The following is a 15,471-nucleotide window of genomic DNA, read 5'->3' as shown; positions in this document are numbered from 1 at the left end:
CACCGCAGTACCGACACGACCGGAGGAGGAGCGACGACATGGGACGGCCGCACAGGACCGCACGGCCGACGGGGGTGACCCCGCGGCTCAGCCCTTCGGTCTGGTTCGCCTCGTACGGGCTGTCCCTGCTCGGCAAGGGCGTCGCGAGCGTCGTGCTCCCGCTGCTGGTGCTCGACCGCACCGGCGACGTCCTCGCCGCCGGCATCCTGGCGACCGTGTCTACGGCGGCGTCGGCGGCGACCGGGATCGTGTCCGGGCTGCTCGTCGACCGCATCGACCGGCGGGTGGTGTCGGTCGTCTCCGACCTGCTCGCGGCCCTGTCGCTGGCCGCCCTGCCGGTCGTCGACCTGCTGTGGGGCCTGGACATGGCCTGGTTCCTCGCCCTCGGGGTCGTCGGGGCGGTGATCCGGGTGCCCGGGATGACGGCGCAGGAGACGATCCTGCCGGTCCTCGCGCGGCTCGGTGGCACGCAGCCCGGCCGGCTGGACCGGCTGATCGCGACCCGGGAGACCGTCGGCAACGTCCTGCTGCTGGCCGGGCCCGGGCTGGGCGGGCTGCTCGTCGGGGTGCTCGGGCTGTCGCCGGCGCTGCTGCTGACGACGGCCGCGACCAGCCTGCTGGCCGCGGGCGCGACGCTGGTCCTCGATCCGCGGACCGGTGCCGTCGCACCGCGGGAGCTCGCCGCGGGGGAGCGGTCCACCGTGACCGGTGCGGTGCGCCGCGCGGTCGCCGACCTCGCGCTGTCCTGGCGGTTCCTGGGCAGCAACCGCCTCCTGCTCGGCGCCACCCTGATCGGTGCGGTCTTCGTCGCCGTCCTGGCGACCCTGCAGAGCACGCTGATGCCCGCCTACTTCACCGCCGAGCAGCTCCCCGAGCTGACCGGGCTCACGCTCAGCGCGATCGCCGCGGGCAGCATCGCCGGGGCCGCGCTGTACGCCGCGTCCGCCGGGCGGGTCCGCAGGCGGACCTGGTTCGTGATCGGGATGACCGGGACCCTGGCCGGGTTCGCCGCCGTCGGCAGCATGGCCTCGCCGTGGCTGGTGCTCGGTGGCGCGGCACTGGTCGGGCTCACCAACGCCCCGGCGTCGGCCGTGCTCGGGGTGCTGACCGTCGAGGCCACCCCGGACGCCCTGCGCGGCCGGGTGCTGGGCGCGCAGAACACCGTCATGCTCGCCGCACCCGCACTGACCAGCGCCCCGCTCGCGGCGGTCGCCACCGGCGCCGGTCTCCCGGCGGCGGGGGCGGTGCTCGCCGTCCTCGCCGGCGGGACGGCGGTCGCGGCGCTGCTCGCACCGGCGTTCCGGAACCTCGACGGCCCGGCGGTGCCGCACGTCGCGCCGGAGCCCCCGGCACCGGTCGGGGTGGTCGGCGCGGGGCCGAGCACCGTCGACGTCGCACCGGGGCGGCGGGTCTCCCGGGAGTGACCCGGGCCCGGGCGTGGGAGCCGGCTCCGGTCAGGCCGGGACCTGCTCGTCCAGCCAGTCGAGGATCCGCTCGCCGCGCAGCCCCTGGCCGACCGGCTCGCAGTGCCCGTCGGCGCCCTCCTCCGCGGTGAAGTGCACGACGGTGACCGGGCAGGTGAGGGCCGCGGCCAGCCGGGCGGGCTGGCCGGGCCAGAACGACTCGTCCTCCGGGTCGGTGATCAGGATCGGGCCGCGGATCGCGGACAGCTCGTCCGGGCCGAGCACGTAGGCGCGCGCCGCGGTGAAGAAGTCGAACGGCGAGTCGACGCCGTAGGGCCGCATCCGCCAGTGCAAGGTCCGCCGGGTGTCGGGGGAGAACCGCATCGCCAGGTCCATGTCCCGGTCGAACCGTTCGCGGTCGCCACGGTCGAGGAGCTTCCGCAGGAAGCCCGGCAGCTGGCTCAGCATCGCCGCCGAGACGTCGACGACCCCCGGATCGGCGACGACCGCGGCGAACCGGTGCTCGAACGCGACGGCCCGCGGCACCCAGTAGCCGCCCTGGCTGATGCCCGTCACCGCGAGCCGGTCGCCGTCCACGTCGGGGCGCCCGAGGAGATGGTCGACGACCGGGGTGAGCACGTGCTCCCAGTCCGGCCGGAACGGCAGGTGCTGCCGGACGAGCGCGGCGTTCTGACCGGGGCCGTCGAACGTCGCGACGTTCCAGCCACGCTCCAGCGCCGGCGCCACGGCGCGGGCCCAGCTCCCGGCGACCGACCCGTCGCTGCCGTTGTTGTAGACCAGGGTCCGGGCGGGCCGTCCCGCGCCGCGGGAGAAGAAGTACCCGGGCAGCGTGGTGTCCTCGTACGGGATCGTGATCCGCTCGGCGACGATGTCGCCGAGCGCGGCGGTGTGGTCGACGAAGGCGTCCCACGCGTCGCGGTGGCGTTCCCACAGGCGGGCGAAGGCGGGATCGGGTGCCGTGTCGGCCGCCTCGGAGTAGTAGCTCGACGCCCGCAGCCGGCGTGCCGCCGCCGACCGGAGGTGGTCGCCGGCCTCGGCGTCGCGGGCCAGCTCGGTCAGCCGGTCCGCCGTCGCCGTCCACTGCGCGGTCCAGGCGCCCGCGTCGCCGTCCGGGATCCGGGCGACCGTGCTGAGGACCTCGCCGATGTCGGTGCTGCGGTGGAACGCACCGCCGAGCAGCCCCCGCACCGCGAAGTCCATCTCCTGGTCCTTGAAGAAGTGGTGCACGGCGGAGCTCCGATCGGTCATCGGACGGCCGGGGCCGGCGTCGTCGCCCGCCGAGCCTGCACCGGCCCGGTCCAACGCCGGTCCAACGCCGGCCCCGCCGGGTGTGTCCGTGCCGGTCAGCAGCGTGGCGTGCAGGGCGCGCAGCTCGGGGCCCGGTTCCAGCCCGAGCTCGGCGACGAGCACCCCGCGGGCCCGGGCGTAGGTGTCCAGCGCGTCGGCGCGGCGGCCGCCGTCGCGCAGTGCGACCATCCGGTGCGCCCACAGTCGCTCGCGCAGCGGGTGCTCCGCGAGCGCCGTCTCGACCTCGACGAGCGCCCGCTCCCGGGCCCCGGTCGCGAGCAGCGCCCCGATGAGGGTCTCCCGGGCCTGGGCGTGCAGCTCCTCCAGCCGCGCGACGGCGGGCGCCGCCCACGGCTCGTCGGCGGCGCCGCCGTACGGCCGGCCGCGCCATCCCGCCAGCGCCTCCTCGGTCCGGCGCAGGGCCCGCGTCGCGGCCCCCGCCGCGAGCAGCCCCGTCGCGTCGGCGACGAGCCGCTCGAAACGCAGCGAGTCGACCTGGTCGATGCTCGCGACGAGCCGGTAGCCACCCGCGTCGCGCCGCAGCGCGGCCGACGGCTGCCCGGGCCGCCGCGCCGGTTCGAGCACCTTCCGCAGCCGGTGGACGTGCGAGTCCAGGGTGGAGGCGGAGCGGTGGACGCCGCCGGCGCCCCACATCGCCTCGCACAGCGCCGCGGGGGAGACCCGGCGGCCGGCGTGGACGAGCAGCAGGGCGAGTGCCGCCTCCAGCCGGCCGCCGCCGACCGGCCGGGTCCGGCCGTCGTGCCCGACCAGTAGCGAGCCGAGGTCGTGGAACCGCGGCGCGGACCGTGGGGCGCCGGTGTCGATCGCTGTCATCCCGGCCACCTCCGCCGTGTTCGCGGGAGGGGCTCGCGGAGCGGGTGCCGCCCGCTAGGGCGGTGTGAGCGTGGTCACACAGTGGTCCCGTCCGATGGCCGGTCCGCCGACGCCGCCCGGGAGGTGGCCGCCGCCTCGGAGTCCGAGGTCTCGTAGAGGTCCCTGCGGAACCGCTCCTTGATCGTCACGACCGACACGAAGGTGACCACGGCGCAGGCCACGATGTAGGCCGACACCGACCACGATCCCCCGGACGCGGCGAGCAGGGCGGTCATGATGAAGGGCGCGAGCCCCCCGGCGAAGACCGAGGCGAACTGGTAGCCGAGCGAGGCGCCGGAGTAGCGCACGTCGGCCGGGAACATCTCGGCGTACAGGGTGGCCTGCGGGCCGTACATCGTCGCGTGGATCGTGAACGCGACCAGCAGGCCGACGAAGACCAGCGGGACCGAGCCGGTGTCGATCAGCCAGAACAGCGGGAAGGCGAACAGTCCCATCAGGACGGTGCCGATCAGGTAGAGCTTCCGGCGCGATCCCATCCGGTCGGTGAGCCCGCCGAAGAACGGCATGCTGACGACCTGGGTGAGTCCGGCGATCATGACGCACCAGAGGATCGAGGTCCGGGACATCCCGACGTTGCTCGTCGCGTAGCTGAGCACCCCGCTGATCAGGATGTAGAAGGTCGCGTTCACGACGAAGAACGCACCGGCGGCCTGCAGGATCTGCACACCGTGCCGCCGGACGGCCTCCACCAGGGGCGCCTTGCGCAGCCCGGCGTCGCGCCGGGACTCCGCGGACTGCTGCTGCATCCGCCGGAACACCGGGGTGTCCTCGATCTTCATCTGCACGTAGGCGCCGATCGCTACCAGGGCGAGCCCGGACAGGAACGGGATCCGCCAGCCCCAGGCCGCGAACTGCTCGTCGGTGAGCGTCGAGGACAGCACCAGGAAGAACAGGTTCCCGGCGACCGCGCCGGCGATCGCGCCGGTCTGGACCAGGCTGCCGTAGAACCCGCGCCGCTCCACCGGCGCGTGCTCGGTCAGGAGCAGCGCCGCGCCACCCCACTGGGCGCCGACGCCGAGCCCCTGGACCAGCCGGGCGACGACCAGCAGGACCGGGGCCCAGATGCCGATCGTCGCGTAGCCGGGCAGCACGCCGATCGCGAACGTCGCCGCCCCCATCAGGAGCATCGACGCGACCAGCGGGGGCTTGCGCCCGAACCGGTCGCCGACGTGGCCGGCGATGATGCCGCCCAGCGGCCGGGCGACGAACCCGACGGCGAAGGTCGCGAAGGACGCCAGCGTCCCGGCGACCGGGCTCACCGACGGGAAGAACAGCGGGCCGAACACCAGGGCGGCGGCCGTGGCGTAGATGAGGAAGTCGAACCACTCGAGCGCGGTCGCGAACACCGCGGCCGTCGCGAGCCTGCCCATCCTCGCCGGCGGTACGTGCTTCTGCTTCATGCGGTTCCCCTCCGGGCCGCGTCGGTGCGGCCGAACAGGGCCGGGCGCGCGGGCGGCTCGGCGGGTACGAACGATCGTTCGCGAAAGCTACCGAGCCGACCCGTCGGGGGCAAGGGGCGGGTTCGGGCCCTCAGTGCGGGAGCGGGCCCTCCAGCAGGGCGACGGCGTAGCGGGCGTACTGTTCGGCCAGCTGGCCGCGGCTCAGCGGCCCGTCCGGCCGGTACCAGGCCGCGATCGCGCCGACGGTGCTGAGGATCGCGCGGGTGGCGTCGTCGGCGTAGGGCGTGCGGAAGCTCCCGTCGCCGGAGCCCTGGGCGACGATCCGGCCGACGATCGCCTGGGTCGCGTCCCGGTCGACGACGAGCTCGGCGCGGTCGCCGGGATCGAGGTAGCGGACCTCGTTGGTCGAGACGAGCATCGCGACCTGGTGGTCGACAACGAACCCGACGTAGGCGCGCACGGCCTCGCGCAGGCGGGACGGGGCGTCGTCACCGGCGTGGGCGACGGCCTCGGCGACCCGTCGCTGCAGCTCGTCGTTGGCGTGCCGCAGGACCGCGGCGAGCAGCTTGGACTTCGACGGGAAGTAGTTGTAGAGGTTCGACAGGCTGGTCTCCGCGCCCTTGGAGACGTCGCGCATCGAGGCGCCGTTGAAGCCCTTGAGGCCGAAGGCCTGCAGGGCCGCGTTGAGGATCGCCGCCTCGTTCCGGCGGCCGGTGTCGGCGACCAGGGCCGCGGAACGGGCGTTCATGTCGCCCAGCGTAGACCACCGGGCCCGCCGGGTCCGGCGTGCTTGACCGGGCGGATCGGCGCGGTCTAGCGTTCTCGACAAGAACGTTCGTTCGTGTGTCCGGTCCTCCGGGTGGCACGGACGAGACCGCACCCGCCCGTGACGGCCGGGCCCGGAGAGGACGACGACGATGACGACGAACGGCACCACCGTCGGTGCGCCCGCGCCGACGACGTCCCCACCCCCGCGCGGGCCCTGGTTCGAGGACTTCGAGGTCGGCCAGGTCGTCACCGGCCCGCCGCGCACCTTCGGGCCGGAGGTGGTCGCCGCGTTCGCCGAGCTGAGCGGCGACCGGGCGGCCCTGCACACGGAGCACGGCCACACGGCCGACGGGCGCCCGCTGGTCCACGGGCCGCTCGGGGAGGCCGCGTTCTTCGGCTGGCACCACGAGCTCGGGCTCTCCGAGCACGTCGAGGCGGCCCTCGGCACGCGGTGGGACTACCTCGCGCCGATCCACGTCGGGGACACCGTCACCTACGAGATGACGGTCGTCCGGGCGCGCCGCACCTCGTCGCTGCGCAACGGGGTGATCGGGCGCGACGTCGTCGTCCGCAACCAGGACGGCGTCGTCGTCCAGCGGGGCAGCACGTCCGCGCTGGTCACGGCCCGGTCGGCGGTCGACGACCACGCGGCGCGCACCGGCCGGGCGTTCGCCACCCCCGGCTGGGCCGCCGCGCTCGCCGCCCGGCTGGACGCCTCCGCGGCGTTCACCACGGCCACCGCCACCTGGGACGGCACGATCGGCCTGCGCTTCGGCGACGACGTCGTGCAGTTCCGCGTCTTCCGCGGCCGGGTGATCGAGAGCGGCCGCCGCACCCCGCACGGGCCCACGTTCGTGCTCGGTGCGTCCGACCTGACCTGGGTGCGGCTGCTGACCGGCCCGGTCAACGACTACACCGTCCGGACCATGCGCGACGAGTTCGCCACGGACGGCGACGCCTACGAGTACCTCCGGCTGACCGCCGCCCTCGTCGCCCTCGTCGACGAGGCGCGTGCGCTCGCCGGTGCCGGTGGGAAGGACGGGGACCGATGAGGGCGGACTACGTCGAGGTGGGCGGCACGCGGTCGTTCGTGCTGTCCGACGGGGACGGGCCGGACGTGCTGTGCCTGCACACCGCGGGACAGAACGGCGTCCAGTGGCGGGACACCCAGACCGCGCTGGCCGCCCGCGGGTACCGGGTCGTCGTCCCGGACCTGCCCGGGCACGGCCGCTCCGAGCCCGCTGCGGGCGGTCCGGTCCGCGACCTCGGCGACTACGCGGCCTGGTGCGAGGAGCTGATCGACACCCTCGGGCTGGAGCGGCCGTCCGTCGTCGGCTGCTCGATCGGCGGCGCGATCGCCCTGCAGCTCGCGGTCCGCCGGGGCGACCGGCTCGCCGGGGCGGTCGCGATGGCTGCGCACGGCGGCACCGACTCGCCGTCGCCGAGCGTGCGGGGGCTCGAACGCGAGCTCGCCGACTCGGCCGCGCCGAGCCGCACCGACCGGACCTACTTCGGGACGCTCGCCGTCGTCGGACGCCGGGTCCCGGCCGCGCGCGCCGAGCTGATCGCGCGGATGCACCGCCGGGAGGACCCGGAGATCTCCACCAGCGACCTCATCGGCTGGGCCCGGCACGACGTCCGGGACTCGCTGGGCGGGGTCGCGTGCCCGGTCCACCTCGTCGTCGGCTCGGACGACCTGTGGGTCGACCCGGCCGACGTCCGGCACGCCGCGGACCTGATCCCCGGTGCCCGGTACACGCTGCTGGAGGGGATCGGGCACTACCCGATGGAGGAGCTCGACGACGTCGCCGGGATCCTCGACGGCTGGCTGCGCGAGCAGGCGGTCCGCCCGGCGGAGGTGACCGCGTGAGCACCGGGGAGACCCTGACCGACCTGCTGACCGGCACCGTCGCCGCGGCACCCGGATCGGTCGTCGTGATCGACGGCGGCCCGCAGCCGCGGCCGGTGACCCGCGACGAGCTCCTGCGCCGGACCGTCGCGCTGCGCGACGACCTGCGCGACCACGGCATCGGCCCCGGTGACTGCGTCGGGGTGTGGCTGCCGAACTGGTCCGACGCCGTCGTCGCGCAGTTCGCGGCCGCCGCGCTCGGGGCGCACGTGATCGGCATCAACACCCGCTACGGCGTCACCGACGTCGCGCACGTCCTCGGGCACGCCCGGCCGGGTGTCCTGCTCGTCGCGCACGGCTTCCTGGGGCTCGACCTCGCGACGACGCTGCACGCGGCCGTCGCCGGGGCCGGGAACGGGGGCGCGACGCCGTCGGTCGCGGTGGTCACCGGGCCGGGGCGTGAGCCCGCGTCCGCGGACGAGATCGCCGCCTACGACGCCGGCGGCGGCGTGTGGGTCCCGCGCCCGCACGACACCGGTGGCGAGCTCGATGCCGATGCGCTCGGCGCGGTGCCCGACGCCCTCGCGGTCGCCTTCACCACCTCCGGTTCGACGGGCATGCCCAAGCTCGCCGCCCACCTCGGCAGCGCCGTCGCGACGCACGCCCGCACCGTCGCCGCGGCCGGCGGGTGGGACGCCGGCTCGGTCAGCCTGGTGGTGCTGCCGCTGTCCGGGGTGTTCGGCTACGTCCCGGCCGTGACGGCGATCGCGGCGGGCGGTGCCGCGCTGCTCGAACCGGTCTTCGACGTCGATCTCGTGCTCGGCCACATGGCGGAGTTCGGTGTCACCCACCTCGCCTGCGCCGACGACGTCAGCGGCCGGCTCATGGACGGGTGGCGCGAGCACCCCGTCGACCTCGGCGCGTGGCGGCGGATGCTCCTCGCCGACTTCTACGGCAACTCGATGCAGGTCGCGGCCTGGGCCGAGGACGAGACCGGTACCCCGGCGCTGGGCGTGTACGGATCCAGCGAGCTGTTCGCGCTGGCCACGTTCTGGCGCGAGGACGACCCGGCCCCGGAGCGCCGCCGCGGCGGCGGGCGCCCGGTGGAGGGCATCGAGGTCCGGTCGGTCGATCCCGTCACCGGCGGCACGCCCGCCGACGGCGAGGCCGGTGAGCTGCAGTTCCGCGGCTACAACGTCGTCGACGCCTACCTGGGCGACGACGACGGGGCGATCCGGGCGCGTTCCTTCACCGACGACGGGTGGTTCCGCTCCGGCGACCTCGGCACCGTCCGCCCGGACGGCGGTGTCGACTACCTGTGCCGGATGGGCGACTCGCTCCGGCTGCGCGGGTTCCTCGTCGAGCCCGCGGAGATCGAGACGCGGCTGGCGGACCATCCCGCGGTCGCCCGGACCAAGGTCGTCGGCGTCACGACGCAGGGGGAGACGCGGGCCCACGCCTTCGTCGAGGCGGTGCCCGGCACCGATCCGGATCCCGCCGAGCTGCGGGACTGGTGTGCGACGACGCTGGCGCGGTTCAAGGTGCCCGAGGCGGTGCACGTGATCGAGGAGATGCCGACGACCGTCGGCACGAACGGCTCGAAGATCCGGGCGGCCGCGCTGCGCGAGCTGGCCGAGCAGCTCGTCGCCCGCGCGCAGGAGGCGGAGGGCTGACGCCGCTCCCTCGGACGGGCCCGGCGCCCGCGGGGGATTCCCTTGCGTGGAATCGCTTCCTCAGGAAGCGATTCTCCGGAACCCCTCCCGAGGCGCGGACCGTCGTGGACAGGTCCGGGCGTCGGACGCACCGCCGCTGTGCCGCCGGGGCGCGGGGGTCGGCGCGCCCACGCGCGACACACGGGAGCGACGGTGGGGCCGGTCACGGCCGGGGGGCGGGACCGGCCCGCCGATCACCGGCTGCGACCGCACGGCCAGCGAGTACACCCCCGCGGCCCGACCGTCCGAGATCCGTACATGGTTTCCTGTACGACTCTTCGTTGTTCGGTGACGATCCTTGTCCGCACGCTGGGCGCGTGTCCGACCTCCGGCTCCGCCCCGAGCCCCGCCCCGAGCCCTGCCCACCACCCGGCCCCGCCGCGCCCGCTGGGCCCACCGGCCCCGCTGCCCGCACGCTCGCCGTCGCCGCGGCCCTCGCGCTCCTCGCGTTCGGCGCGAACATGGCGGGCCCGCTCTACCCCGGCTACCAGTCCCGGCTGGGGTTCGACGATCTGACCCTGACCCTGGTCTACGCCACCTACTCGGTGGCGAGCGTGCCCGCGCTGCTCCTGCTCGGGCCGCTGGGGGACCGGCTGGGCCGGATGCGCCTGGTCCGGGCGGGGCTCGTCGCCGGGGTGCTGGGCTCGGTCTGTTTCGCGGTGGGCGACCACGTGGCGTGGCTGCTCGCCGGGCGGGTGCTGCAGGGCGTCGCGCTCGGGGCGGCGACCGGTGTGGGGATGGTGGTGCTGGCCGGGGCGTCGACGACGGGTGCGCGGCGCCGGATCGCGGCCGCGGGCGCGCTCGCGTTCCTCGCCGGCACCGCGGCGGGCCCCGGTCTGACCGGGCTGCTGGCCGAGCTCGTCCCGGCCCCGCACGTGGTCGCCCACGTGCTGCACGCGGTCGCGCTGCTCGGGGTGCTGTGGTGGCTGCGACCGTCCCGGGCCCGACGCCCGGCGCCGGTCCGGACGGAGAGGGGCACGAGGACCGGGGCGGAGCCGCGCCGGAGCCGTGCCCACGCCGAGGCACTCGTGACCGGGTTCGTGTCGTGGGCGGTCGTCGGGCTGTTCCTCGGGCTCGTCCCGAACGTGCTGGCCCGGGCCGCCGGCGACGTCGGTCCGGCGACGCTCGGCGTGGTGGCCTCGCTCGTCGTGCTCGCCGCGGTGCCTGCCCAGTTCCTGCTGACCCGGCTCGGAGCCCGGCGAGCGCAGGTGCGCGGGCTCGTCCTGCTCGCCGCCGGCCTGCTGGTGCTCGCGACGACCGGGGCCGCCCCGTCGGTGCCGGTGGTCCTCGTGACCGCGGTGGTCGCGGGGTTCGGTCACGGCCTCGCCTACGGCGGCGCACACGCCACGGTGGAGGCCGGGGCGAGCGGGCCCCGGGCGGCCGGGACGACCGCCACCGCCTACGTCGTCTACTACCTGGGCGCCGGCCTGCCGACCCTCGCGGTCGGGATGCTCGCGTCGGTGCTGCCGCTGGGGGAGGCGACGAGCCTGCTCGCGGGCGGGCTGCTCGTCGTCGCGGCCGGTGCCGCCGTCGCGACCGGGACCGCGCCGCGCGGCACGGTTCCGGCCGACCCCGACGGCGACCCGTGGGGCGACCTCGTCTCCCTGGTCGCCGGGGCGCTGCGCGGGGTGCACGAGGCGAACGGGGTCTGGCACGGCCGTCGCCCGCCCGCCCCGGATCCTCACCCCGTGCGGACCGTCGACCGGCCGAGGCTCCTCGCCGCGTCCGGGTGGTCGGCGGGCACCACCGACGACGACAGCGCCGTCCAGCACGACGGGCAGCTGTACTGCCGGAACACCACGGGGGCGTCGACGTAGTCGGACGCGGTCGCGATGATCTGCGGCCCGGCCGTGGCCGGCGGCCCGTCGTGGACCGCCAGGACCAGTGGTGCGTCCCCGGTGTCGCCGAGGATCTCGCCGCAGTGCCCGCAGGCGACGTCGTCGCCCACCTCGACGAGGTTGTCGTCGATCCGCCGGCCCGACGACAGGTCCGCCCGGCCGCGGGTCGTCCCGGTCACGCTGGACCGGTCGCGGCGGGCGTCGCGCTGCCGGGAACGCTCGGCGTCGGTGGCGGCCGCGTCGACGGCGCCGCCGTGCAGCACGACCCCGTAGACGGACCGCGCCGCACCTTCGGTGATCTTCTCCTCGCGCAGGTCGCGGGCGACGGCGGCGGGGTCGCGCCGGAGCGGGTCGCCGTAGCCCCCGCCGCCCTGCCAGGTCATCGCGAACACCTCGCCCGGCGCCAGGTGGCTGGAGGCGTAGTTCTGCCCCGGTTCCAGGGTGTCCGACACCTGCGCCAGCTCGGTCGGCATCGTCCCGCCGGCGAGGAGCTCGGCCACCCGGCTGTCCCGGGCGACGACGTCGAGCCCGGAGTTGCCCGGCAGCCCGCCGGAGAGGCCGGTGTTCTGCGCGACCGCCTTGCCCGCCGATGCCAGCACCAGGCCCATCGGCAGGCTGGTGCCGTGCGGGGTGAAGGCCATCGACGCACCCAGCCCGCCACGTTGCCGCCCTGGCCCGCCGGAGTCGGGGACCTCGCGCCGCCACAGGGTCAGCAGCGGGTAGAGGAACTCGGTCATCTCGACGTCGGGGACCCGGCCCATCGGGATGCAGAACAGCCCGCCCGTGTCGACGCCGTCGGCGTGCGGGCGTGCGCCGTAGCCGCCCGCCATCGGCTCCATCATGATCGACAGGAACGGTGCGGGCTGCTCGCCGCGCTCGTCCAGGCCGGCGATCACGGCGGTGTCCCAGGTGCCGCAGCAGGTCGCCTGCACGTTCTTGCCGAGCTCCAGGTCCCGGTCGAGCATCTGGGACAGGCACTCGGCGACGAGGCTGCCGGTCAGCCAGGCCGGTCCGATCGGCCCCCGCCCGACGGCCGCGGGGAACGTCGCGTTGTTCAGCGTCCCCTCCTCGGTGACGAGGTCGAAGCAGCGCATGAGCCCGCCCGCCGACCACGGGATGTCCCCGGCCAGGATCGGCAGCAGCGCCAGCATGACCCCGCCGCGCATCCCGGCGTAGGTGCAGTTGACGACGCCCGCCTGCGGGTCGGTGCCGGTGAAGTCGAAGGTCAGGTGATCGCCGGACTTCGTCGTCGTCACGGTGATCGTGTGCAGGTTCCGGTCACCCTCGTGCGACTGGTCCTGGTAGCCGGTGGCGGACCAGCTGCCGTCCGGCAGCGCGGTCAGCTTGCCGCGCAGCCGCGACTCGGCGTCGGACATCATCCGCTTCATCACGGCCTTCACCGTGTCCGCGCCGTACTGGTCGATCAGCGCGTGCAGCCGCTCGCCGCCGACGTTGTTCGCGCCGATCTTGGCGCGCAGGTCCAGCCCGACCAGCATCGGCACGCGGGAGCGGCGCACCCAGACGTCGGCGACGTCGGCCTGCAGCCGCCCGTCCCGCACGACCTTGACCGGCGGCGTGGGCAGCGACTCGGAGAACACGTCCTGCGCGGCGGGGGAGAACGACCCGAGGCCGACCCCGCCGAGGTCGGGCTGGTGGGCGATCGCGCTGGTCCAGGCGAAGAGCTTCCCGTCGTGGAAGACGGGCTGGTAGACCATGACGTCGTTCTGGTGCAGCCCGCCGCCGACCCACGGGTCGTTCGTGAGGAACATGTCCCCGGCCTCGATGCCGGGGTTCGACGCCCGGTGCCGCAGCGTCCAGTAGATCGCCAGGTCCACGGCGCCGACGAGCATCGTGTTGTAGAGCCCGACCTGCACCTCCTGGCCCAGCTCGTCGGAGATGGCGAAGTCGAAGTCGTTGGCGTCGGTGACGATCGGCGAGCCGGACATGCGCTTGAGCGCCTCGCCCATCTCGTCGGTGACCGACCAGAGCCGGTGCCGGATCACCTCGTAGGTGAGCGGATCGAGGGCGTCGATCTGGTCCTGGGTGACGGTGTGGACCGCGAGCGACGACGGCAGCGACCGCGCCAGCTCGTCCGGGTCGACGGGGCGGCTGGAGAAGGCCTCCGAGCCGGGGATCGGCATGGTCATCGGGAGCTCCTCGCAGAGTCGGCACGGATCGTGAGGTTGCCGAGGTGGTCGACGGTGCCGGTCGTCCAGCCCGGGACGACGACGGTGGTGGTCGGCACCTCGACGATCGCCGGGCCGGTCAGGACGTGCCCCGCCCGCAGCTCGCGGTAGTCGAAGACCGCCGTGTCGACGTAGCCGGTGGTGGCGTCCAGGCACACCGGACGGGTGGTGGCCGGGACGGGATCGCCGTCGGCCGCGGGGACGCCGGGCAGCTCCGGGCTGAACGGCAGCACGCCGGTGGCGCGCACCCGGAAGGTGATCGCCTGGATGCCGGCCTCGCGGAACCCGGCGTCGGCGCCGAACAGTTCGGCGTAGCGCTTCTCGAACGCGGCCGCCGCGTCCTCGATCGCGGCCGTGTCCAGCGGGCCGCCGGCGACCGGGGCGGTGACCTCGGCGAGCTGCATCGTGTACCGCATGTCGATCTCGCGGGCCAGCTCGACCTTCTCGAACCGCACCCCCTGGCGTTCCAGGCCGTCCCGGACCTGCCGCTCCAGCTCGGCGAAGTTGCGCTCGGCCCGGGCCGGGTCGAACGGGACGACGCTCGGGTCGGAGAGCTCCGCGGCGAGCACGATGTCCGACGACGCGAGCCCGAACGCGGAGAACGCGCTCGCCACCGGGCCGAGCGGGACGACGACCTCGTCGCAGCCGACCTCGGCCGCGTAGCCGGCGCAGTGCGCGGGACCGGCGCCGCCGAACGCGTAGAGCACGAAGTCGCGCGGGTCGTGCCCGGACTCGACGACCGTCTTGCGCAGCAGGTCACCGGTCTGTGCGTTCTGCACGGTGTGGATCGCGGCGGCGGCCTCCTCGACCGTCAGCCCGAGGGGTTTCGCGATCCGGGTCTCGATCGCGGCGCGGGCGAGCTCCAGCGAGAGCGGCTTGCGTCCGCCGAGCAGACCGCGCTCGGGGAGGATCCCGAGGACGAGGTTGGCGTCGGTGTTGGTGGGCTCGGTGCCGCCGTTGCCGTAGCAGGCGGGGCCGGGGACGGCCTGCGCGCTGCGCGGGCCGATCCGCAGGTTGCCGCCCGCGTCGAGCCAGGCGATCGCGCCACCGCCGGACCCGATCGCGTCGACCCGCAGCGTCGGCACGTTGATCGGGTGGTGGTTGATCACCGTGGTGGTGTCGCGGACCGGCTCGCCGTCGACGACCAGCCCGGCGAGGAACGTGGTCCCGCCGACGTCGGTCGAGATGATGTTGCGGTGGCCGAGCTGGCGGCCCAGCGCGACCGACCCGATCACCCCGCCGGTGAGCACCGACCCGACGGTGCTGATCGCGGCGGCCGGGGCCTCCGCCGCGGCGACCGCGCCGCCGTTGCTCTGCATGACGAGCAGCGGGCCGGTGAGGCCGTTGTCCCGCAGCGACGACTCCAGCGCGCCCAGGTAGTCCCGCAGACCCGGCCCGATCTGGGTGCTCATGATCGTCGTGGCGTTCCGGGCGAACTCCCGGATCCGCGGGCTGACCTCCGACGACAGCGCCACGAACAGGCCGGGCGCCTCCTCGGCGATCAGCTCGCGCAGCCGCCGCTCGTGCACCGGGTTGCGGAACGACCAGAGCAGCGAGACCGCGATGGCCTCGACCCCGTCCGCGACCAGGGAGCGGATCGCGGCGCGGGCCTCCTGCTCGTCGAGCGTGACGACGACGGTGCCGTCCCGGTCGATCCGCTCGGTGACCTCCAGCGCGTGCCGCTTGGGCAGCAGCGCGTGGTCCTTGTCCTGGCCGAGGACGTGCTGCAGCTCGTGCGGCGACCGTCCGAGGTACCGGCCCTCGACGTTCATGATGAAGATCGAGTCCCGGTGACCGCGGGTCGTGAGGAAGCCGACCGGCGGCACGTTGCCCATGACCAGCGCGTTCAGCGACGACGTCGTGCCGTGGGCGATGTGGTGGGTCTCCGCCAGCATCTGCGGCAGGCTCGTCCCGAGCTGCTCGGCCAGCAGCGCGAGGACGTCGAGCACGCCCTGGGAGTAGTCCGGCGGGGTGGACGGGGACTTCGCGGCGAGCACGGTCCCGGCGTCGTCGTCGAGCACGGCGTCGGTGAACGTGCCGCCCACGTCCACGCCGATGACATAGGCCATGGCTGGCGCTCCTTCGCGCGGTGAGTGGCTGACGAGTGCGTAGA

At 75.0% G+C, this 15,471-nt stretch carries 9 protein-coding genes and 1 pseudogene; 5 read left to right on the top strand and 5 right to left on the bottom strand.

Translation table 11 applies throughout. The annotated features are described in order from the left end of the window. Positions 1 to 38 precede the first annotated feature (38 nt). Positions 39 to 1,424 carry an MFS transporter gene (locus AD017_RS04400; RefSeq protein ID WP_082399053.1) on the top strand — a complete coding sequence of 462 codons (1,386 nt, stop codon included), beginning with the start codon at positions 39 to 41 and terminating at the stop codon, positions 1,422 to 1,424. Between the two features lie 30 nt (positions 1,425 to 1,454). Here AD017_RS04400 and AD017_RS33210 read toward each other — a convergent pair whose 3' ends face one another. The 3 genes from AD017_RS33210 to AD017_RS04385 form a co-directional block, all read right to left on the bottom strand. Then, the gene (locus AD017_RS33210) at positions 1,455 to 3,545 is read right to left on the bottom strand and encodes a BTAD domain-containing putative transcriptional regulator (RefSeq protein ID WP_082399052.1); all 2,091 of its coding nucleotides are present in this window, start codon (positions 3,543 to 3,545) and stop codon (positions 1,455 to 1,457) included. A 74-nt stretch (positions 3,546 to 3,619) separates the two neighbouring features. Then, on the bottom strand, positions 3,620 to 5,005 hold the full coding sequence (locus AD017_RS04390; protein ID WP_060573039.1) for an MFS transporter: 1,386 nt from the start codon (positions 5,003 to 5,005) through the stop codon (positions 3,620 to 3,622). A 130-nt stretch (positions 5,006 to 5,135) separates the two neighbouring features. Beyond that, positions 5,136 to 5,753, bottom strand: coding sequence for a TetR/AcrR family transcriptional regulator (locus AD017_RS04385; RefSeq protein ID WP_010234467.1), 618 nt, complete (start codon positions 5,751 to 5,753; stop codon positions 5,136 to 5,138). Between the two features lie 169 nt (positions 5,754 to 5,922). On the opposite strand from AD017_RS04385, the gene AD017_RS04380 reads away from it, so the two are divergent. From AD017_RS04380 to AD017_RS36010, 4 genes and pseudogenes are all read left to right on the top strand, one after another. After that, positions 5,923 to 6,825: a hotdog domain-containing protein gene (locus tag AD017_RS04380; protein ID WP_010234465.1), complete on the top strand. Its 903-nt coding sequence runs from the start codon at positions 5,923 to 5,925 to the stop codon at positions 6,823 to 6,825. After that, positions 6,822 to 7,643, top strand: coding sequence for an alpha/beta fold hydrolase (locus AD017_RS04375; protein WP_060573038.1), 822 nt, complete (start codon positions 6,822 to 6,824; stop codon positions 7,641 to 7,643). The genes AD017_RS04380 and AD017_RS04375 overlap by 4 nt, the downstream gene beginning before the upstream one ends. Next, entirely contained in the window at positions 7,640 to 9,295 is a 1,656-nt protein-coding gene (locus AD017_RS04370) for an AMP-binding protein (RefSeq protein ID WP_060573036.1), read from the top strand. The genes AD017_RS04375 and AD017_RS04370 overlap by 4 nt, the downstream gene beginning before the upstream one ends. A gap of 500 nt (positions 9,296 to 9,795) precedes the next feature. Further along, positions 9,796 to 10,701, top strand: a pseudogene (locus AD017_RS36010) (MFS transporter); the annotation flags it as partial. 314 nt (positions 10,702 to 11,015) lie between these two features. On the opposite strand, the gene AD017_RS04360 reads toward AD017_RS36010, so the two are convergent. Then, a complete protein-coding gene (locus AD017_RS04360) occupies positions 11,016 to 13,319 on the bottom strand; it encodes a hydantoinase B/oxoprolinase family protein (RefSeq protein WP_060573034.1) in 2,304 nt (767 codons plus the stop codon). Beyond that, positions 13,316 to 15,427, bottom strand: coding sequence for a hydantoinase/oxoprolinase family protein (locus AD017_RS04355; protein ID WP_060573033.1), 2,112 nt, complete (start codon positions 15,425 to 15,427; stop codon positions 13,316 to 13,318). The genes AD017_RS04360 and AD017_RS04355 overlap by 4 nt, the downstream gene beginning before the upstream one ends. Positions 15,428 to 15,471 lie beyond the last annotated feature (44 nt).

Source organism: Pseudonocardia sp. EC080619-01, from assembly GCF_001420995.1.
In the GTDB taxonomy this organism is placed as follows: domain Bacteria; phylum Actinomycetota; class Actinomycetes; order Mycobacteriales; family Pseudonocardiaceae; genus Pseudonocardia.
The sequence above is the reverse complement of the archived record's forward strand: the minus strand, read 5'-3'. Positions and strand labels throughout refer to the sequence as shown.

Bases quoted from the DNA above. Each gene is read 5' to 3' on its own strand.
- AD017_RS04400 (WP_082399053.1), top strand. From the start codon at position 39: ATGGGACGGCCGCACAGGACCGCACGGCCGACGGGGGTGACCCCGCGG.
- AD017_RS33210 (WP_082399052.1), bottom strand. From the start codon at position 3,545: ATGACAGCGATCGACACCGGCGCCCCACGGTCCGCGCCGCGGTTCCAC.
- AD017_RS04390 (WP_060573039.1), bottom strand. From the start codon at position 5,005: ATGAAGCAGAAGCACGTACCGCCGGCGAGGATGGGCAGGCTCGCGACG.
- AD017_RS04385 (WP_010234467.1), bottom strand. From the start codon at position 5,753: ATGAACGCCCGTTCCGCGGCCCTGGTCGCCGACACCGGCCGCCGGAAC.
- AD017_RS04380 (WP_010234465.1), top strand. From the start codon at position 5,923: ATGACGACGAACGGCACCACCGTCGGTGCGCCCGCGCCGACGACGTCC.
- AD017_RS04375 (WP_060573038.1), top strand. From the start codon at position 6,822: ATGAGGGCGGACTACGTCGAGGTGGGCGGCACGCGGTCGTTCGTGCTG.
- AD017_RS04360 (WP_060573034.1), bottom strand. From the start codon at position 13,319: ATGACCATGCCGATCCCCGGCTCGGAGGCCTTCTCCAGCCGCCCCGTC.
- AD017_RS04355 (WP_060573033.1), bottom strand. From the start codon at position 15,427: ATGGCCTATGTCATCGGCGTGGACGTGGGCGGCACGTTCACCGACGCC.